This window comes from Pseudomonas fluorescens (assembly GCF_900215245.1).
GTDB classification, from domain to species: domain Bacteria; phylum Pseudomonadota; class Gammaproteobacteria; order Pseudomonadales; family Pseudomonadaceae; genus Aquipseudomonas; species Aquipseudomonas fluorescens.
Map to the genome: position 1 here is coordinate 1797164 of NZ_LT907842.1, position 19556 is coordinate 1816719.

The 19556-nt window shown below is 60.3% G+C and carries 21 protein-coding genes; 10 read left to right on the forward strand and 11 right to left on the reverse strand.

Translation table 11 applies throughout. The annotated features are described in order from the left end of the window. Window positions 1-73: 73 nt before the first annotated feature. From CPH89_RS08485 to CPH89_RS08495, 3 genes are all read right to left on the reverse strand, one after another. Window positions 74-997, reverse strand: a complete 924-nt coding sequence (locus CPH89_RS08485) for an SdiA-regulated domain-containing protein (protein ID WP_053258529.1) — start codon at window positions 995-997, stop codon at window positions 74-76. Window positions 998-1249: 252 nt separating this feature from the next. Beyond that, window positions 1250-1915: a fumarylacetoacetate hydrolase family protein gene (locus CPH89_RS08490; protein WP_053258530.1), complete on the reverse strand. Its 666-nt coding sequence runs from the start codon at window positions 1913-1915 to the stop codon at window positions 1250-1252. Between the two features lie 22 nt (window positions 1916-1937). Continuing rightward, window positions 1938-3332, reverse strand: a complete 1395-nt coding sequence (locus CPH89_RS08495) for an FAD-binding oxidoreductase (RefSeq protein ID WP_053258531.1) — start codon at window positions 3330-3332, stop codon at window positions 1938-1940. 226 nt (window positions 3333-3558) lie between these two features. Here CPH89_RS08495 and serA point away from each other — a divergent pair, with 226 nt between their 5' ends. Next, window positions 3559-4788 carry a phosphoglycerate dehydrogenase gene (gene serA, locus CPH89_RS08505; protein WP_010167810.1) on the forward strand — a complete coding sequence of 410 codons (1230 nt, stop codon included), beginning with the start codon at window positions 3559-3561 and terminating at the stop codon, window positions 4786-4788. A 64-nt stretch (window positions 4789-4852) separates the two neighbouring features. On the opposite strand, the gene CPH89_RS08510 is transcribed toward serA, so the two are convergent. Next, on the reverse strand, window positions 4853-5293 hold the full coding sequence (locus tag CPH89_RS08510; protein WP_053258532.1) for a DUF4399 domain-containing protein: 441 nt from the start codon (window positions 5291-5293) through the stop codon (window positions 4853-4855). A gap of 134 nt (window positions 5294-5427) precedes the next feature. Here CPH89_RS08510 and CPH89_RS08515 point away from each other — a divergent pair, with 134 nt between their 5' ends. Next, window positions 5428-5913 (forward strand): transporter substrate-binding domain-containing protein, encoded by a 486-nt coding sequence (locus CPH89_RS08515; RefSeq protein WP_053258533.1) that lies wholly within the window; start codon window positions 5428-5430, stop codon window positions 5911-5913. A gap of 49 nt (window positions 5914-5962) precedes the next feature. On the opposite strand, the gene CPH89_RS08520 is transcribed toward CPH89_RS08515, so the two are convergent. Further along, the gene (locus CPH89_RS08520) at window positions 5963-6466 is read right to left on the reverse strand and encodes a 2-thiouracil desulfurase family protein (RefSeq protein WP_053258534.1); all 504 of its coding nucleotides are present in this window, start codon (window positions 6464-6466) and stop codon (window positions 5963-5965) included. 2 nt (window positions 6467-6468) lie between these two features. Next, entirely contained in the window at window positions 6469-7101 is a 633-nt protein-coding gene (locus CPH89_RS08525) for a 2OG-Fe(II) oxygenase (protein WP_053258535.1), read from the reverse strand. Window positions 7102-7232: 131 nt separating this feature from the next. On the opposite strand from CPH89_RS08525, the gene CPH89_RS08530 reads away from it, so the two are divergent. Further along, window positions 7233-7985 carry a DUF2059 domain-containing protein gene (locus CPH89_RS08530; RefSeq protein ID WP_053258536.1) on the forward strand — a complete coding sequence of 251 codons (753 nt, stop codon included), beginning with the start codon at window positions 7233-7235 and terminating at the stop codon, window positions 7983-7985. 105 nt (window positions 7986-8090) lie between these two features. On the opposite strand, the gene CPH89_RS08535 is transcribed toward CPH89_RS08530, so the two are convergent. Continuing rightward, entirely contained in the window at window positions 8091-9032 is a 942-nt protein-coding gene (locus tag CPH89_RS08535) for a phospholipase BipL (protein WP_053258810.1), read from the reverse strand. A 99-nt stretch (window positions 9033-9131) separates the two neighbouring features. Here CPH89_RS08535 and CPH89_RS08540 point away from each other — a divergent pair, with 99 nt between their 5' ends. The 4 genes from CPH89_RS08540 (at window position 9132) to CPH89_RS08555 (ending at window position 11784) form a co-directional block, all read left to right on the forward strand. Next, entirely contained in the window at window positions 9132-9710 is a 579-nt protein-coding gene (locus CPH89_RS08540) for a DUF6436 domain-containing protein (protein ID WP_053258537.1), read from the forward strand. Between the two features lie 90 nt (window positions 9711-9800). After that, window positions 9801-10157, forward strand: a complete 357-nt coding sequence (locus CPH89_RS08545) for an EamA family transporter (protein WP_053258538.1) — start codon at window positions 9801-9803, stop codon at window positions 10155-10157. After that, complete coding sequence (locus CPH89_RS08550) at window positions 10157-10570, forward strand: DMT family transporter (protein ID WP_053258539.1); 414 nt, start codon at window positions 10157-10159, stop codon at window positions 10568-10570. Before CPH89_RS08545 ends, CPH89_RS08550 begins: the two co-directional genes overlap by 1 nt. Continuing rightward, window positions 10567-11784, forward strand: a complete 1218-nt coding sequence (locus CPH89_RS08555; protein ID WP_053258540.1) for a DegT/DnrJ/EryC1/StrS family aminotransferase — start codon at window positions 10567-10569, stop codon at window positions 11782-11784. Before CPH89_RS08550 ends, CPH89_RS08555 begins: the two co-directional genes overlap by 4 nt. Here the strand turns inward: CPH89_RS08555 and CPH89_RS08560 are convergent. Next, on the reverse strand, window positions 11762-12640 hold the full coding sequence (locus CPH89_RS08560) for a hypothetical protein (protein ID WP_053258541.1): 879 nt from the start codon (window positions 12638-12640) through the stop codon (window positions 11762-11764). The genes CPH89_RS08555 and CPH89_RS08560 overlap by 23 nt on opposite strands. Beyond that, window positions 12637-13743 (reverse strand): GNAT family N-acetyltransferase, encoded by a 1107-nt coding sequence (locus CPH89_RS08565; protein WP_053258542.1) that lies wholly within the window; start codon window positions 13741-13743, stop codon window positions 12637-12639. The genes CPH89_RS08560 and CPH89_RS08565 overlap by 4 nt, the downstream gene beginning before the upstream one ends. Window positions 13744-13913: 170 nt before the next feature. Between CPH89_RS08565 and CPH89_RS08570 the strand changes: the two genes are divergently transcribed. Then, complete coding sequence (locus tag CPH89_RS08570; protein WP_053258543.1) at window positions 13914-16271, forward strand: penicillin acylase family protein; 2358 nt, start codon at window positions 13914-13916, stop codon at window positions 16269-16271. Window positions 16272-16314: 43 nt separating this feature from the next. Here the strand turns inward: CPH89_RS08570 and CPH89_RS08575 are convergent, their stop codons facing one another. Beyond that, on the reverse strand, window positions 16315-17217 hold the full coding sequence (locus CPH89_RS08575; protein ID WP_053258544.1) for an AraC family transcriptional regulator: 903 nt from the start codon (window positions 17215-17217) through the stop codon (window positions 16315-16317). 99 nt (window positions 17218-17316) lie between these two features. On the opposite strand from CPH89_RS08575, the gene CPH89_RS08580 reads away from it, so the two are divergent. After that, the gene (locus tag CPH89_RS08580) at window positions 17317-17670 is read left to right on the forward strand and encodes a carboxymuconolactone decarboxylase family protein (RefSeq protein ID WP_053258545.1); all 354 of its coding nucleotides are present in this window, start codon (window positions 17317-17319) and stop codon (window positions 17668-17670) included. On the opposite strand, the gene CPH89_RS08585 is transcribed toward CPH89_RS08580, so the two are convergent. Continuing rightward, window positions 17648-18613, reverse strand: coding sequence for a GlxA family transcriptional regulator (locus tag CPH89_RS08585; RefSeq protein WP_053258546.1), 966 nt, complete (start codon window positions 18611-18613; stop codon window positions 17648-17650). The two genes, CPH89_RS08580 and CPH89_RS08585, sit on opposite strands and share 23 nt — an antisense overlap. Before the next feature lie 287 nt (window positions 18614-18900). Between CPH89_RS08585 and CPH89_RS08590 the strand changes: the two genes are divergently transcribed. Then, window positions 18901-19542: an HD domain-containing protein gene (locus tag CPH89_RS08590; protein ID WP_053258547.1), complete on the forward strand. Its 642-nt coding sequence runs from the start codon at window positions 18901-18903 to the stop codon at window positions 19540-19542. The last annotated feature ends 14 nt before the right edge of the window (window positions 19543-19556 follow it).

Consider the following 19556-nt stretch of genomic DNA (forward strand, 5'->3'; position numbering starts at 1 on the left):
TGAATTTAAACTTAAACGCTGCCGAGTGCCTGGTGAATGCCGCTTATAGAGCGGTAACCGACGCAATCGTCGGTTATTTCTGTTTTTCGAAGCGATAGAACAGGTTCGGCTCACTGACCATATACAACGTGCCGTTCTCGTCCATGGTCACGCCTTCCGCCCGGGGAATGGTGTGCTTGAGACCATTGAAGCCGCCAAGCAGGGTGATGAAGCTGACTTGCTCGCCCTTCTCATCCAACTCCAGCAGCAGGTGGGAGTCGGCCGACAACACCAGCAAGTGCCCGGTACGCGGGTCGACGGCCAGGGCCGAGATGTTGCGCACGTCCAGCGCGGTGCTGGCGATCTTTTGCTTGTCGCCGGTCAGCGTGCTGCCATCGCTTTTCCAGGTGAACAGCGCCGGCGGGCGCTCTTCGCCGAGTACGATGTGCTGGTTGCGTTTGTCCCAGGTCACGCCTTCAAAGGCTTTGTTCTGATCCTTGGACGGGCCCAGGTCGTAAGTCTTGAAGTCCGCGAAATTCAGTTGCTGGGTGCTGGCGTCAACGCTGACCACGGTCAGGGTGTGCATGCGTTCATCGACAATGGCCATCTGGCCGTTCTCCATGACTGTCACACCTTCCGGGTTATTCCAGCCGTTGAGCGGCATTTTGCGCAGCACGTCGCCTTGCAGGCTCAGCTCCACGAGGAACGGGTTTTTGCCCATCACAGAAAACAGGGTTTTGGTCTGCGGGTTATAGGAAACGTCCGAAGCCTCGTCCTTCTCCATACCGGGCAGCAATTTGGCGTCGATAACCGCACGGTAATCCGGCAGCCACACGCTCGCTTGTCGCTCAGCCGGCGTTTCAAAACGCTCCGCCACCCACAATACGCCGCGATCATCCCAATGCATCGCCCAGGCAACGCCATACACAATTACCGCGACCAGGAACAGCCAGGAATACCAGCGCAGGGCAAAACGTGAACGGGGTTTGGATTTAACGGAAGGCAAGAGCACGGCCATTGAGCGCTTTTCCAGAAAGTCAGCTTTAGGTGATAGCACAGGATCGACGGGCCCGCGCGCAGGAGCCTGCGGATTATCCGGATGGCGTGTGAAAAAAATGCAAAACCCTTCGATTCTGCTAATGATGTACGCAATCAAATGGGAGCGGGCTTGCTCGCGAATGCAGCGTGTCAGTCACCGAATGTGTTGACTGGTACACCGCATTCGCGAGCAAGCCCGCTCGCACATTTTTGACCGCGTTTGGCCGGGTTCTTAGCGAACGCTGCTTTCGAAGCGGCTCACGCCCGCCAGCTCCAACACCAGCTCATCGCCCACATTCAACGGGCCCACACCGGCCGGGGTGCCGGTGAGAATCACGTCACCCGCCTGCAGCGAGAAGCAGCCGGCCATGTGCTGGATCATCGGGATGATCGGGTTGAGCATCTGCGCGCTGTTGCCGTCCTGGCGCACTTCGCCGTTGATGGTCAGGCGAATGCCGATGTCGGTCACGTCCGCAAAGGTGCTGCTCACCACAAACGGTGCGATCACCGCCGCGCCGTCGAACGACTTGGCGATTTCCCACGGCAGGCCTTTGGCTTTCAATTCGGCCTGCTTGTCGCGCAGGGTCAAATCCAGCGCCGGGGCGAAGCCGGAGATGGCGTCCAGCACTTCTTCACGGCTCGGCTTGGCCGACAACGGTTTGCCGATCAGTACCGCGATTTCCGCTTCGTAGTGCACCGAGCCGCGCTCGGTAGGGATGGCAAAACCACCTTCCAGTGCTACCACGCAACTGCCCGGCTTGATGAACAGCAGGGGCTCGGTCGGGACCGGGTTGTCCAGTTCCTTGGCATGTTCGGCGTAGTTACGCCCGATGCACACCACTTTACCCAGGGGAAAGTGGATGTTGGTGCCGTCGATGTACTTGTGCTGGTAGCTCATGAAACGACTCCTTCAGGGACGGTTAAACAGCGAAGATCTTGCCAGGGTTCATGATCCCGTTAGGGTCGAACACCGCTTTGACTGCCTTCATGTATTCAATTTCAACCGGCGAGCGGCTGTAGGTCAGGTAATCGCGCTTGGTCATGCCCACGCCGTGTTCGGCGGAGATCGAGCCGTTGTACTTCTCGACGGTCTCGAACACCCACTTGTTGACGGTGGCGCACTTGGCGAAGAACTCGTCCTTGCTCAGGTTTTCCGGCTTGAGGATGTTCAGGTGCAGGTTGCCGTCGCCGATGTGGCCGAACCAGACAATTTCGAAGTCCGGGTAATGCTCACCGACGATCGCGTCAATTTCCTTCAAGAACGCCGGGACTTTGGAAACGGTCACGGAGATGTCGTTCTTGTAGGGCGTCCAGTGGGAAATAGTCTCGGAGATGTACTCGCGCAGTTTCCACAGGTTGTGCAGTTGGGTTTCGCTCTGGCTCATCACGCCGTCCAGCACCCAGCCCTGCTCAACGCAGTGCTCGAAGGTTTCCAGGGCGTGGTTGGCGACTTCTTCGGTGGTGGCTTCGAATTCCAGCAGCGCGTAGAACGGGCATTCGGTTTCGAACGGTGCCGGTACGTCGCCACGGCCCATGACTTTGGCCAGGGCCTTGTCGGAGAAGAATTCGAAGGCGGTCAGGTCCAGCTTGCTCTGGAACGCGTGCAGCACCGGCATGATCGAGTCGAAGTCAGTGGTGCCAAGCACCATGGCAGTGAGGTTTTTCGGCGCCCGGTCCAGGCGCATGGTGGCTTCCACCACAAAACCCAACGTACCTTCGGCACCGATAAACAGCTGGCGCATGTCATAACCGGTGGCGTTCTTGATCAGGTCGCGGTTCAGCTCCAGTACGTCACCTTTGCCGGTGACGACTTTCATGCCGGCGACCCAGTTGCGGGTCATGCCGTAGCGGATCACTTTAATCCCGCCGGCATTGGTGCCGATGTTGCCGCCAATCTGGCTCGAACCGGACGAAGCGAAGTCCACCGGGTAGTACAGGCCTTTTTCTTCGGCGACGTTCTGCAATTGCTTGGTGACCACGCCCGGCTGGCACCTGGCGGTGCGGTCGGTGAGGTTCACGTCGAGGATCTGGTTCATGTAGTCGAACGACACCACCACCTCGCCATTGGCCGCAACGGCAGCAGCCGACAAGCCGGTACGACCACCGGATGGCACCAGCGCCACCTTGTGTTCATTGGCCCAACGGACGATGGCTTGCACCTGTTCGATGGTCTTGGGAAAGACGATGGCAGACGGTGCAGGTGCGAAGTGCTTGGTCCAATCCTTGCCGTAAGCCTCCAGGGAGTCTGCATCGGTCAGCACTTTGCCGGGCTCAACCAGGGTCTTTAGCTCATCAATCAGGGCAGGATGGGTCATCGACAGAACTCTCGAACAATTCATGGTCATCCTGAGAACGCTTCACGTCGCAGGAATAGGTGTTTAGCGGGGCGCGTATGCTAGCATACCGCCCCCGCAGGACAGAGCCCAAAGGCGTTTCTGCGGTGACGGCTTTCCTGCCGTCCGGGTCAGCTCTTGTGCACTGGTTCAGGGCACTAACTGCTCGATTCCCTGCCATTTTTCTCCGGGATACAGGTTTACGCAGATGAGCAAGACTTCTCTCGATAAGAGCAAGATCAAGTTCCTTCTTCTGGAAGGCGTCCACCCATCGGCTGTCGACGTACTGAAAGCCGCTGGGTACTCCAGCATTGAGTACATCACCAGTTCTCTGCCGGAAGCCCAGTTAAAGGAAAAGATCGCCGACGCGCACTTTATCGGCATTCGCTCCCGCACTCAGTTGACCGAAGAGATCTTCGACCACGCCAAGAAATTGGTGGCCGTCGGCTGTTTCTGCATCGGCACCAACCAGGTCGACCTCAACGCAGCGCGCGAGCGCGGCATCGCGGTGTTCAACGCACCGTACTCCAACACCCGTTCCGTGGCGGAACTGGTGCTGGCCGAGGCCATCCTGCTGCTGCGCGGCATCCCAGAGAAGAACGCTTCCTGCCACCGTGGCGGCTGGATCAAAAGCGCGGCCAACTCCTTCGAAATCCGCGGCAAGAAGCTGGGTATCGTCGGTTACGGCTCGATCGGTACGCAGTTGTCGGTACTGGCTGAAGGCCTGGGCATGCAGGTGTTCTTCTACGACACCCTGACCAAACTGCCACTGGGCAACGCCACTCAGGTGTCGAGCCTGACCGAACTGCTGGGCATGTCCGACATCGTCACCCTGCACGTTCCGGAAACCGCTGAGACCCAGTGGATGATCGGCGAGAAGGAAATCCGCGCGATCAAGAAAGGCGGCATCCTGATCAACGCTGCACGCGGCACCGTGGTCGAGTTGGACGCACTGGCCGACGCGATCAAGGACAAGCACCTGATCGGCGCCGCTATCGACGTGTTCCCGGTAGAGCCACGCTCTAACGACGACATCTTCGAAAGCCCGCTGCGTGGCCTGGACAACGTGATCCTGACTCCACACATCGGCGGTTCCACTGCTGAAGCCCAAGCCAACATCGGCCTGGAAGTGTCGGAGAAACTGGTCAAGTACAGCGACAACGGTACGTCGGTGTCCTCGGTCAACTTCCCGGAAGTGGCCCTGCCGGCTCACCCTGGCAAGCACCGTTTGCTGCACATCCACCAGAACATCCCTGGCGTGATGATGGAGATCAACAAGGTCTTCGCAGAAAACGGCATCAACATTTCCGGTCAGTTCCTGCAGACCAACGAGAAAGTCGGCTACGTGGTCATCGACGTAGACGCCGAGTACTCGGACCTGGCGCAAGAGAAGCTGCAGCACATCAACGGCACGATTCGTAGCCGCGTGTTGTTCTAACGCTTTAAACGCCGCACAAAAAAGGGAGCCTTTCGGGGCTCCCTTTTTTACATCTGAACAAATCTTACTTGACGTTAACCGTGATGACTTTCGAGGCTACAGTCGGGTTGAACTGCATGTGCAGTTTGTCGCCGGCAACGAGTTGCAGCGTGTGCTTGCCCGGAGTGAGCGTCAGCTCGGTTTCAGTCTGGGCCTTGCCGTAGTGAATCACGGTGTCGGTGGCCGGGATCGGCACGCTGGCGTCAGGCAGCTCTTTTTGGTCGATCAGCAGGTGGTGGTGGCCGGTGCCTGGGTCCTGGCTGGTGGCCGGGGCCAGTTTCAGGCCGTCCATTCCGAATTTGACGGTGAAGGTTTTATCGACGGTGGCGCCATCTTTAGGCGACACGATAAATACTTTCGCACCTTCGGGTGGAGCACTGCGCGGAATACCGTCAGCGGCGGTGGCCAGCATCGACGCCCCCAGCAAGAGGCTAGCCAGGGTTGCACGAGACAATAGAGCTTTCATTCGCTTCTCCAGTTTTTCCAGGAAATCTGTTGGGTTATCACAACTTCGCGACAAATTGCTGTCCAAGGCACTCAACACCATAGCAAAGCGATGCTGAAAGGCGCCTCGCACAGACGAATTCTTTAGGAGCGACCATGCGCTTTTCGCCTGGCCTTGTACTTTTGCTGCCCCTTCTGAGCCCTTTGGCTCACGCCGAACTGATTGATGACGTGTTTGATCGCGGCGAATTGCGTATCGCCGTAGAGGCCAACACACCACCGTTCAACTTCAAGGACGGCGACAAGCTCACCGGTTTTGAAGTGGAACTCGGTGAGCAACTGGCGAAGGAGATGGACGTGCGCCCCTCGTTTATCACCACCGACGACACCGACCTGCTGCCAGGCGTTGAAACCGGCAAGTACGACGTGGCCATCAACCATATCGCTATGACTGCCGAGCTCAGTGATCGGTTCGATTTCAGCGAGCCTTATCACCAAAAGCCGGAGCTTGCGATTCCCTTCCAGAAGGGCAACCCGGCCTTCAAGAGCAGCCTGGACAAGGCGTTGCAGCACGTGAAGGCCGATGGCCGCTTGAAAGCGCTGACGCAGAAGTGGTTTGGGGGCAACACCAAAGGCGAATAAATACTCGGTCGATGTGGGAGCTGGGTTGCCTGCGATAGCGGTGTGTCAGTCACACATCAGGTGTTGAGCTATCGCTATCGCACAGAGCAGCTGCCGCTTCGGCCAGTTCAAGCTCACTGAACACCCGCACTCCATGGCGCTTGAGCAATGCCGCCGTCACGCCTTCGCCGCTGACCTTCACGCCGCTGAAGGTGCCGTCATAGGTCAGCAGGTTCCCGCAAGATGGGCTATTGGCCTTGAGAACGGCAATGCGGATGTCATGGCGCTGCACCAGCGCCAAGGCCTGGCGGGCGCCATCGAGAAAGGCGGCGCTGAAGTCTTCTCCCTCAGCGGTCAGCACCTGAGCGCGACCTTCCCACACATCGATACCCTGCCCGCCCGGGATCTCGGCAGAGGGCCGAGGCGTAGGCAAACCGCCCGACACTTCGGGGCAGATCGCAACCACGCGCCCTTGTGCCTGCCAGGCTGCCAATTGATCGAACGGGCCGCTGGCACCACCGTCGTAACGCACCTTGTGCCCGAGCAGGCAGCGACTGATCAGAATCTTTTCCATACTTAAAACGGCTCGTTACCGCGCCGGCGAAACCAGCCGGTCAGGGACAGGCGCTCACGCGTTGCGGGCAGGACTTCGTGGGGCACCTCGCCAGACAGGAACACCACCAGGCTACCACCGCTGGGCACCACGTCGTATTCCACGCCGTCCTTGAGGTACATGCGCAACTGGCCACCCTGCTCGGGCAGCCAAGCGTCGTTCAAGTAAACCACTGCCGAGACCATACGCCGGTCGTCGTCGCGAAAACGGTCCACATGTTTGAGGTAAAACGCCCCCGGTGGATACATCGCAAAGTGACTTTCGAAATCCTCCAGGCCCAGGAACAGACCACGATTCATCGCCTGGCGCAGACTGTCCATCACGCCCATGTACGTCTCGCAGACGGCGGCATCACCCTCTTCCAGCCACTGGATATGGTCACCGCGAATCCCTTCGCGAATCTCCTGGGCCGGGCCGCGCCCCACCGCTGCGGGCGCCAGTTCACCCTCAGCCGCACGTTTACGGCACTCAGCCGCCAGTTCCAGGGTCAGAGCCTGGGGCAGGAAGCCGTTCTGCTGCGACCAACCTTTTTCGGCCAGGTCGTCGACGATGCGTTGCAGCAGGGGATGATCGAGGGGTATTTGCATGGCGCGCATAGTATCCATACGCCTGTAAATCCGACAGAGCCGCCGAGCGTCTGAACACACTTTAGTCAGGTGACTGATAGGATTTCTCGACAAATCCTACGCCCGACACGGACAATAGTGGCCGACTGACAGGAGTCCCTATGCGTCGTTTGTTTTTTTCCATGCTGATGTTCTGCGTTTTGCCCGCTTGGGCAGACGGCCATGACCAGTTATACAAGGTCGCCGGCTGGGCCGAACAACGTGCGCATTTCAATGACGCCCTCAGTGCAGCCCAGCAGCGCTACCGCAACAGCTTGCCGCCGGCGGTGTACCAGGCGCTGGTGGACAACAGCAACACACGTTTTGCGGCGCAGGCCGTGGACAAGCGTGCTGAAGCGCAATTGCGCAAAAACCTCGCGGACCCGAAACCTGCCCTGGCGTTTTTCCAATCGCCGCTGGGCCGCAAGATTGTCGCCGCCGAGTTGCTGGCCACCCGCCGTGACCAGCTGGCAAAAAACGCGCAAGGCCTGCCACACATCGAGGCCGACGCGACCCGCAGCCTGATCATCGGGCACCTGGCTCAGGCCCTGCCGGCACGCGAGGCGGGGGCGGAAGTCAGCCTGGCGATTGCCGGGGTTGCCGCCGACAGCTTGAGCCAGATGATTCCTGGCCTGCTGGGTGGCGGCCAGGCCCAGGGCATGCTCAATGGTCAGCGCGAGCGGCTGATGCAGCAAATCGGCAACGACCTGAATAACACCCTGCTGTATGTCTATCGAGATTTGTCCGACCCGGAGCTGGAAGAATTCGCCACGTTTGCGGAATCGCCGGAAGGCAGGGCGTATTACAAGGCAGCTCTTGCAGCCATTCGCGCAGGTCTTGCCGTTGGTCAAAGCACTTCCAGCCTGGCGCAGTAACCAATGTGGGAGCGGGCTTGCTCGCGAATGCGGTGTGTCAGCCACTGTATTAGTTGACTGACAGGCGGTTTTCGCGAGCAAGCCCGCTCCCACATTGGCTCCGTGTTACTTCAGATGGTCCGTCAAATACTGGAAGTATTCCTGGCGAATCTCCGGAATCTCATTCGCCAAGTGATGCCTGCCCCGCGGCAGCATTAACACCTCCGGCTGATCGAACTTAGCCCGCAGCACCTGCAGGTTGTGCTGCCAATCCACCGTCATGTCTTCCTCGCCCTGCACGATCACCGGCTGCCGTGGGCTACGCGGTGCGGCTTCGATACGTTTGATCCAGCGCGCCAGCGCGCCCACCCAGGCAGTCGGCAGTTGGCGTGGCTGCAGGGGGTCAGCTTCCAGGAACGGCTTGAATTGGGGGTCGTTGGTGTTCTCGCTGAACCGCCGGGCGATGCCTTTGACGAACGGCCGCAGCAGGTAATAACTGACCTGCGACCAACCCCATGCACGCGGCCGCACCAAGGGTGACAGTAGAAAAGTCTTGCCCTGGGCCGGGCTGGCGGCACCGTGATTGAGCAAATGGTCCACCACCACCGCACCGCCGGTGCTTTGCCCGAACAGGTGCCAGGGTTGCGGCAGTTGCAGCGCCTTGGCCTGGGCGAACAAAGCCTGCACCACGTCCTGGTACACCGAAAAGTCATCGATGCTGGCGCGTGCGCCACTGGACAGACCATGGCCGGGCAAGTCGCAGGCAATCACCACAAACCCTTGGTCCAGCGCCCAGTCCACCGCGTGGCGGTACAGCCCCATATGGTCGTAGAAGCCGTGGAACATAAACATCGTCGCCACCGGCTGTGGTGGCCACCACACCTGGGCAACCACCTCAAAGCCATCCACTTCGAAACGTCCTAGACGGCTCAACGCCGGCACTTTGCGCGCAGATAAATCCAGCCCATAGAAACGCTGGTAGACCCGCGCCTCGGCGCTGAGCGGTTGCGCATCCACAAGGGGTCGCAAACTTTCGCGCAGATGATCGGGGTCAAAGCTGACAGGCATAAAGGGTTCCAGACTGACGGTGAAGATGAATATCGAGCTGCGATATTCATCTGTCAGGGCAAGCATGGCAAGCTACGCGACCTCCGAGGATAGTTCTGAATGCGACAGCCCTACCGTTCCGCCCTGTTCGCCAGCCTGCTCCTGATCATCTGCACTGGCGTGCTGTGGGCGGCGTATGACTGGTTCCAGGGCCGCTACCTGCGCGCATTCAGCGAACACACGGCCGTGTTCTCCGGCGACGCCTTGCGCCTGCCCGCCGAACTCGCAGGCCCAGGTCCGATTCGCCTGGTGCACTTCTGGGACCCCGCCTGCCCGTGCAACGTCGGCAACCAGCAACACCTGGGCGAGCTCATCGAGCAGTACGCGCCCCAAGGCGTCGAATTCTATGCCCTGCAAAAAGCCGGCAGCCACGGCCAACTGCCTGACAACCTGCGCAAGATGAAAACCCTCAATAGCCTGGCCGGCGCCGATCAGGTCCCCGCCACCCCGGCTGTCGGGATTTGGGATCGCACAGGCAAGCTCGCGTATTTCGGGCCGTACAGCGAGGGCCTGACGTGTAATTCCGGCAACAGCTTTATTGAGCCGATTTTGAAAGCACTTGAGGCCGGGCGCGAAGTCGACGCCACCCATACCCTGGCGGTGGGCTGCTATTGCGAGTGGAGCAAGGCGTCAAACTGAACACAGGCTGTTCAACCGGCAAACTCCAATCCCGCGATGAATCGGCTGCTGTATCGTACGTTTTCGGTGAGATTGTAAGCATAGGAACACATGAGCCAGTTAACCATCATCCTCTGGATGCTCAACGTTATCGTGGATACCTCCGGCCAGTTGGCGTTTAAAGCCGCCGCCTCTGCCAGCGCCGAGCATGACGGCATGGCTCACTGGAAGCACATGCTCAAGCGCCCCTGGATCTGGCTTGGGGTGATCTGCTACGTCTTCGAATTTGTGTTGTGGCTGGCATTCCTGACGCTGGTGCCATTGTCGGTGGGCGTGATGCTGGGCTCGATCAATATTGTGGTGATCATGATTGCCGGGCGTTTCCTGTTCAAGGAAAGCCTGAGCAAGTGGCGGTTGATCGGCATCATGCTGATCGCCTGTGGCGTGACCGTTGTGGGGTTTGAATAATGAAACGGTTCTATATCCTCGGCTTTCTGGCGCTGATCATTTTCGACACGTTGGCGCAGGTCAGTTTCAAATTCGCCTCGGTGCATGCCGAACCCCTGACGATGGATGCCGCCTGGTTGGTGCGCGTGTTTGGCGCACCATGGATCTACGGTGCCTTCGTGGGCTACATCGGCGCGTTCTTCACCTGGATGACGTTGCTCAAATATGCACCGGTGGGGCCCGCGTTTGCGGCGTCCCATTTGGAGCTGATAAGCGTAACGCTGATCTCTGTCTGGTTGTTCGATGACACCCTGACCTGGCCCAAAATCATCGGCGGCGCCTTGATCATCGCAGGCATTCTCTGTCTCGCACGCAGTGAAGACAAAGACAGCAAAACTGTCGAGGCCGAACCTTCACAGCCACTGGCGTCATGACCAGGGAAATCCCGCCCACCGCTGGCCTGCCGTTAAGCTGGCGGGATTTGCTGAACCTTTCGGGCGATTTGGCCCAGTCTCTGGCTCGCCAGTTCTCGATTCCACTGCCGGCGCTGCCCTGCTCCGGCACCGCTGCGCTGATCATCGCCCTGCGAGTCTTGCAGCAACGCATGCCCGGCCGCACCCGGCTGATCGTGCCGGCCTACACCTGCCCGCTGGTGGCGTTGGCCGCCCATTACTGCCCGCCGTTGCGCGTGGTGCCCTGCGATTTGCAGCCGGGCCGCATTGACCTGGATGAACAGCACCTGAAGCAGCTGTGCGACGACAGCACGCTGGCCGTGGTGGTCACTCATCTGGCCGGGCGTGTCGCGGACGTCGATACCGCCAAGCGTATTGCCGATTCTGTCGGCGCGGTGGTCATCGAAGACGCCGCCCAAGCCATGGGCGCACTCGACGACGGCCGCAGCGTCGGGCTCAAAGGTGATGTGGGATTTTTCAGCATGGCGCTGGGCAAAGGCCTGACGACGGCCGAAGGTGGCGTACTGTTCAGCCGCGATCCGGTGCTGCATCAGGCGCTGCACCGCCAATGCGCACAGGACCTGCCGTTCAGCCTGCGCTGGGAGCTGCAACGCAGCGCCGAGCTGTGGGGTTACGCGCTGCTTTACCAACCTCGCGGCTTGCACTACGTGTATGGCAAGCCGTTGCGCAAAGCGTTGGAACAGGGCGATGAAGTGAGTGCCGTGGGCGATGACTTTTCAGTCAACGACATCCCGTTGCACCGCCTCGGCGGCTATCGCCAGAAGGTCGGCGCCGCCGCGCTGGCTCGCCTGCCCGATTACTTGCAGCAAGGTCGCGCCCGGGCCTTGCGCCGTGCAGCTCGCTTGAATGCCTTGCCCGGTGTCTCGGTCGTTATGGACCGGCCAGGCCAGCAAGGCACCTGGCCCTTTCTGATGGTGATGATGCCGTCTGCACAAGCCCGCGATGCAGCGATGGCGCAGCTGTGGACCTCGGGGCTGGGCGTGACCCGTCTGTTTATCCACACATTGCCGGACTACCCCGACGTGGCCCCGCTGCTGCAGCCTGGCGGCGCTATCAGCCAAGCCCAGGCGTTCGCGACTCGCACACTGTCGATCAGTAACAGCCATTGGCTGACGGATGAACACTTCGAAAGCGTATTCGCCCAGCTAAAAGCTATTGTCGCCAACCCTGATTGATACGGGCCACCAGCCGGCTGTTCAGCTCGTTCTGTTGCTGCTGCCAGATCTGCACCTGGGCCTCAGGCAGTTCTTCCTGGCCATCGGACGCACTCAACCAGCGTTTGAACTTGCTTTCATAGTGGTAGGCCGACACATCGCCAGTGATGTCCGCGCCGATGATTCGGCCCTGGCAGGCACTGATCAGGTCGTTCAAATGCTGTTCGAGGAATTCGCCCTGGTCCCAGTTGGTGTTCACCACTTCCGGGCTCAGCACATCTTTATCAATGGACAGGTACACCGGCAGTGAACGGTCAAACTGTGCCAGGAACGCGCGCATCAATTCATCCGCATTGCTGAAGGCGCGATTGCTGCGCCCGGCACCGATCCAGTTCATCCAGCGCGTGTCGACGTTGATGTTCCAGTAGGTCAACTTGCGCTTGAGCAGCGGCGACCAGTGATTCTCCCAGGCGTGGCCCAGGCCGATATCCTGCGAACCGATGCCCAGCACATGCACATGCTCGACCTGCGGCAAGCGGCTGGCCCAGTAAACCCAGGAGCCGCAGTGGATACCGAACGGGTAGCGCATGTTATCCGGGTGGTTGTCGCAGATGATCAGCTGGAATTTCTGCTGCGTCGGCAGGCGATTCAACAACAGCTGGCTGAGGTGGTGATAGTCACCGCTGCCGGTAAATACACAGCCGTAATCGCTGGGCATTTGTGCGTGCAGGGCGGTTTCCAGCTGTTTGAATTGTGCCCAGCGGCAGCCGAAACGGATTTTTTCCTGCCAGGCCTGCAACGCCAGCGTAATTGCGCCGGGAATGTCACTGACGGCACGGTCGAAATCGAGAATCAGCGGCGGTCGGGCCTGGCTCATGCGGTGTGCTCCTGGTGCCACTGGGTATCACTTTCAAAGTGATGACGGAACCGGTTGCCCAGTTTGCGCAACAGCGGGTTACGCACCCAGACCAGATGGCGGGTAAAGGTAAAGTCGGCGCCCAGGCTGGCCTTGACCTGCGGGTCGGTCCAACCCGCCACATAAAATTTCAGCCCATTGGCTAGCGCATATTCAAGGTTCACAAACCAACTGACGAAATACAGGTTGAATTCCAACGCCAGCGGGTAGCTAAGGCCGATGTACTTGTCGAGCAGCTTGTCGCCCTCCACGTAGCACAGGTTGTAGCCGATCAGTTCGTCGCAGTGCCAATAGCAGAACACGCGCCCGTTACTTTCGGCGTCCCGCAGAAGGCTGCTGAAAAACTCAGGGGTGAGCAGGTCAAAATGGATCTCGCTCTGGTCATACACCGCCTTGTACAACCCGTACAACTGCGTGAGCCAGGCATCATCATTGAAGCGCGCATCACCGGTGTCCAGAACGTCCACCCGCAGCGCTTCACGGCTGCGCAGTTTGCGTCGGATATTGCGGCGACGGCTGTGGGACAAGCGCGCCAGGTACTCATCGATCGTGGCAAAGTTGATCGGCACGTACGCCAGCGCCTGCCCCTCAACGCTGATGAAACCGCGCCGGGTGCACTCATCAATCAGGGTTTGCGCGTAGCGGTTATCCGCCTCGCTGAGCAGCGGCGAGTTGCACGGCACGTCTTTGACGATGGTGAGCTTGCGCTGCGGCGCGCACGCCTCCTGCAACCACTGCGCTAGGTCATGAGGCGACACGCCTTGGGGCAGTGGTGAATATTCACTGACCGTGGTCCCCACAAAACAACTGTCGACACGCAGCCAGGCGTTCCAGAAACGATACCCGGGCCAGCTGCGAACACGCTTTTCGAACGCATCGTCGGCGGTGGTCAACAGGTCGAAGGGCGTGAAAAAATACGGCAGGCCCTGCTCGGACAGACGCGCATCAAAGCCCACTGGCGGGTGCTGCAAGAAGCGGCTGATCAGCGATGGCGCTTCCAGGCAGCACGCGTAGGCGGCCTCGGAGCGGCTGGAGTCTGGAAGGGGTTGCGGGGCGCAAGTCATGGAAAAAAGCTCAAAGATGACCGGCGCAATAGTAGCGTAGTCAGGGCACTCACCACTTGAACCTCGGCTGTCACCGCGGTGCATCGTGCGCGATATCAGCATTTCCCTCAGCCCTCGCCAAACCTATTAGACTCCGTTGACCTTCAAGGTGAATGACTCAAGGACCGTCCATGAAACGCAGCCTGACCGTGCTCGCTATCCTGATTGCCGCCCTCATGGCCGGCGCCGGCTGGTATGTCTACAGTAAGCAACCCACCCGCCAGGGCACCGAAACACTCGCCAACCTGCAAGGCGCGGTCACCGTGCGCTATGACGACCGTGGCGTGCCGCACCTGCGCGCCGAGAACGAGACCGATCTGTACCGCGCCCTCGGCTATGTGCATGCACAGGACCGGCTGTTCCAGATGGAGATCATGCGGCGCCTGGCCCGTGGCGAACTGGCCGAGATACTGGGCCCGAAGATGCTCCAGACCGACAAGCTGTTTCGCAGCCTGCGCATTCGCGAACGCGCCTTGAGCTACGTGGAACACATGGACCACGATTCACCGGCCTGGAAAGCCTTGCAAGCCTACCTGGACGGGATCAATCAATTTCAGGACAGCCACCCCAGCCCGATGGAGTTTGACGTGCTGGGCATTCCCAAGCGGCGGTTCACCGCTGAGGACACCATCAGCGTCGCCGGGTACATGGCCTACAGCTTTGCCGCCGCGTTTCGTACCGAGCCGTTGCTGACTTACGTACGCGACCAATTGGGGGGCGACTACCTGAAAGTCTTCGACCTTGATTGGCAGCCCAAGGGCGCGCTTAACCTGGCCGCCCGTGATTGGCAGACGCTCGGCGCGCTGGCCTCGTTGAGCGACAGGGCGTTGGCCGAGAATGGCTTGCCGCAGTTCGAAGGCAGCAATGCCTGGGCCATCAGCGGCAGCCGCACCAAGAGCGGCAAGCCCTTGCTGGCGGGCGACCCGCATATCCGTTTCTCGGTGCCGTCGGTGTGGTACGAAGCACAGCTCTCTGCACCGGGTTTTGAGCTCTACGGCTATCACAACGCGCTGGTGCCGGTGGCGTTCCTGGGGCACAACCTGGATTTCGGCTGGAGCCTGACCATGTTCCAGAACGATGACCTCGACCTGATCGCCGAAAAGGTCAACCCCGACAACCCCAACCAGGTCTGGTACCACGGCCAATGGGTCAACATGACCAGCAGCGAGCAACAGATCGCGGTGAAGGGCCAGGCACCGGTGACCTTTACCCTGCGCCAGTCGCCCCACGGTCCGATCATCAATGACGTGCTCGGCGAGAATGCCGGCAGCACGCCGATTGCCATGTGGTGGGCGTTCCTCGACACCGAAAACCCTATCCTCGAAGGTTTCTACCAGCTCAACCGCGCCGATACCCTGGCCAAGGTGCGCGCCGCAGCGGCCAAGGTTTCGGCACCGGGCCTGAATATTGTGTGGGCAAATGCCAAGGGTGATATCGGCTGGTGGGCGGCGGCGCAACTGCCGATCCGCCCGGCCGGGGCCAACCCGGCGTTCATTCTCGATGGCAGCACCGCCCAGGCTGACAAGCTGGGTTTCTACCCTTTCAGCGCCAACCCTCAGGAAGAAAACCCGGCGCGGGGTTATGTGGTGTCGGCCAATGCCCAGCCGGCGTCACCCACCGGCATGGAAATCCCCGGTTACTACAACCTGGCCGACCGTGGCCAACAATTGAACACGCAGTTGAGCGACAAAAGCGTGAAGTGGGACGTGAACAACAGCCAAGCCTTGCAACTGGGCACGACTACCGCCTACGGCCCACGCTTGCTGGCACCGCTGTTGCCGGTGCTGCGTGAGGTGGTCAAGGACCCGGCGCAGTTGAAACTGATAGAACAGTTGGCCGCCTGGAAAGGCGATTACCCGCTGGACTCCACCAGCGCGACACTCTTCAACCAGTTCCTGTTTAACCTCACCGATGCGGCCTTCCACCCGAAGCTCGGCGACGCCATGTTTAAAACCCTGCTCGGTACTCGGGTGATCGACGCCGCGCTGCCACGCCTGGCCGCTTCACCAGACTCACCCTGGTGGAACGGCAAGCGCGCCGACACCGTCAAGCTCGCCTGGGACAACAGCCTGGCTCACCTCAAGGCCACCTTTGGCGATGACCCGTCGCAATGGCAGTGGGGCAAGGCCCATACCCTGACTCACGGCCATCCGCTGGGCATGCAGAAGCCATTGGACAAGATTTTCAACGTCGGCCCATTCCCGGCGCCCGGTACCCACGAAGTGCCGAATAACCAATCGGCCATGATCGGCCCTGCGCCATGGCCCGTGACCTATGGCCCGTCGACCCGGCGCCTGATCGACTTCGCCGACCCGGCCCATGCGTTGACCATCAACCCTGTGGGGCAAAGCGGGGTGCCGTTTGACTCGCACTATGGCGACCAGGCGGAAACCTATATCGAGGGTGGGTACGAGCAGGCGCATTTCAGTGATGAAGAAGTGACGGCGAATACCCGTGGCACGCTGAAGCTGTTGCCTGCGAGAAAATAGTGCTGGAAGAATGCGCTCCCACATTTGCTTTGTGTTGTAGCGACTAACGAGCCCGCATCCGCCCCGGCGCCTCGCCGTAGGTTTCCTTGAATTTCTTGCTGAACGCCGCCTGGGACTGGTAACCCACCTGCGCAGCGATATCCAGCAGGCTCAGGCGCGATTGGCGCAGCAGGTTGAAGGCCAGTTCCATGCGCAGCTGGGTCAGCAGCACCCACGGCGACACGCCCGCCACTTTTACAAACGCGCGCATGAAGGTGGCCCGCGACATGGTGGCTGCCGCCGCCAGGCTGTCGATCGTCCACTCTTGACCAGGCTCGGCCAGCATCGCCTGCCAGGCTTTGCTCAGGCGCTTGTCGGCGAGCAAAGCGAAGGTGCCTGCCACGGGTGTCTGGCGAGCCAGCCAGGCACGCAGGATCAAAGTGAACAAGGCCTGCGACAGCGCGTCGATAAACGAGCGGGCGCCCAATTGCTGGCCGTCCGCCTCGCTGCGCAGTAAAGCAATCAACGCGGCCAACTGCCCATCGCCCTGCCACTGGCGGCTGGACACCACCAAAAATTCCGGCAATGCACCAAGCAACAACGATTGGCGGTTGTAGTGAAAGTTGCCGCAGAGCATGTCCACTTCCGGCCGTTCGCCACCCAGGCGATACACCGGCAGTACACCGCCTTCGATCACGGTGGGCTGCACCGGCCGAATCCGCTCACCCTGGCTGCGCAGCAAATGGGTTGCGCCACCGGGCATCAACAGGATGTCGCCCTCCTCCAGCGTCACGTGCTGGCCGCCCGACAATTCGGCGCGGCAAGTTCCGCTAATGACGATGTGGTACGGCGCCACGCCGAGATTCTCCGGGGTGTGTTCCAGCGCCCAGTCACCCTGGAACTGGCAACGTAAATCCAGACTGCCGCGCAGGTTGGCCAGCGCAATAAGGGTATCGATCGAATTCATTTGCGAACATCGGTCAAAAAGATGAGTGGATCGAACAATCATACCAACCCCGAACGGCACAGACTGGCTTCACACCCAACCCGTTCAGGAGTTACCGCAATGTTCAATAACTGGTCCGACTTGCTTGCTAACGTGAATAAAACCTTTGGTGCGCTGGGCAAGAGCAACCCGAAGATGGTCAAAGCCTATATGGCGCTGGACGAGGCTGCCGAGGAAAACCATGTACTCGACGCCAAGACCCGCGAGCTGATATCCATCGCCGTGGCGATCACCACGCGCTGCGACGGCTGTATCGCCGCACACGCGGATGCGGCGATCAATGCCGGCGCGACCCGAGAAGAAGTTGCCGCCACCTTGGCCACCGCCATCTCGCTGAATGCAGGCGCCGCGTATATCTACTCACTGCGCGCGCTGGAAGCCTACGACACGCTCACACCGGTGCAGCAAAGTTAAGCCGGAACTGTTGCGGCGTCACGCCCAGCCGGCGGTTGAACACACAGCGCATGTGCTGGGCGTCACGGAAACCGCATTGATAGGCCACAGTCTTGAGCGGTGCGGCGCTGCTTTCGAGCATCACCCGCGCCGCGTCCACTCGCGCTCGCTCGACGAACTCGGCAGGCGTTATGCGCGCCTCACGAGCAAACACTCGAGAGAAATTACGCGCACTCATGTTGGCCGCCCTGGCCAGATCGGCAATGGTCAAATCCCCGGTCAAGTTCGCCAGCACGTACAGCTGCACCAATGCCACCGCCGAGGTGCTTTCGGCGTGAGGCGTGAGGAACGGGCTGAACTGCGACTGCCCGCCCGAGCGCTGAGTGAACACCACCAGGCGCTTGGCCACGCTCAGCGCGACTTCCGGGCCGTGATCCTGGGCCAGCAGGTACAGCGACAGGTCGATGCCTGCCGTGACGCCCGCCGAGGTGTAGAGATTACCGTCCTGCACGTAGAGACGGTCGGCATCGACCTGGGCCGAGGGGCACAGGCGCGCCAGGTCGGCAGCGTCGTTCCAATGGGTGGTGACGGTTTTGCCATCCAGCAACCCGGCGCGCGCCAGCATAAAGGCGCCATTGCAGATCGAGCCGAAACGCTGTGCGCGGGCGGCGGCGCCGCGTAGCCAATCATCAAACTGGGCGCCGAAATCTTCGAAAGGCAGCTGAGGGCCGCCAGCGACCAGCAACAGATCATAGGCTTGCAAGGCGTCGCAGTAATGTTTGTGGGCCTGCAATGACAAACCGTTGGAGGCGACCAGTGTGCCGTGGCTCAGGCCGATCACTTCAAGCTGATAATGCTCTTCGGGCGGCAGAAAACGGTTGGCCTCGCAGAACACATCCATGGGGCCGGTCACGTCCAGTGACTGGACGCCGGGGAAGATCAGGATGGCGACGGTTTTGCCCATAAATAGAGACACCCTTTTCTAACTGAATAAAGGCAAAACCCTGCGGGAGCGGGCTTGCTCGCGAATGCGGTTGTTCAGTCGGTACATGCATTAACTGACATACCGCTTTCGCGAGCAAGCCCGCTCCCACATTTGATCTGCGCAGATTTCAAGAGACTAATCCGGCTGGCACGATGTGGCGCCACATTGGCAGGGATCGCGCCCTCGCCGCGATAGCCCCTTCGCGGGTACGCGACCAGACTTCACTCATCGGCGCCACCCCCGGCGCTTTGTTGAGGAGCACGACCATGAGCAACTCCATCGCCGGCATCCAGATCCCGGACAGCGCCTTGGCCAAAGCCACCACCGAATACATCCGCGACGTCGAGTCCGACTTGCTTTACCACCACTCGCGCCGGGTGTTTCTGTTCGGTGCGTTGAGCGGTGAGCGCAAGCAGTTGGCCTACAACCCGGAGCTGCTTTACGTCGGCGCGATGTTCCACGACCTGGGCCTGGTCGAAGGCCATCGCAGTAACAACGAGCGTTTCGAAGTGGACGGCGCCAACGCGGCGGCCGCATTCCTCAAACCTTACGGGCTGAGCGATGACGATATCGAACAAGTCTGGCTGTCGATCGCCCTGCACACCACGCCGGGTGTGCCGCAGCACTTGCGCCCGACCGTGGCGCTGGTGACCGCCGGTGTCGAGATGGATGTGCTGGGCATGGACTACGCCGCCTTTTCCAGCGTGCAGCGCGAGGCCGTGGTGCATGCGCATCCACGCGGCGAAGGGTTCAAGGAATGCATCATCTGCGCGTTTGCTGACGGCTTGCGCCATCGCCCGCAGACCACGTTTGGCAACGTGAAGACCGATGTGTTGGTGGATCAGGAGCCGGGGTTCAAGCCGATGAACTTTGTCGAGGTGATTCGCAAGTCGCCTTGGGCTGCATAGCTGACGTGAAAACC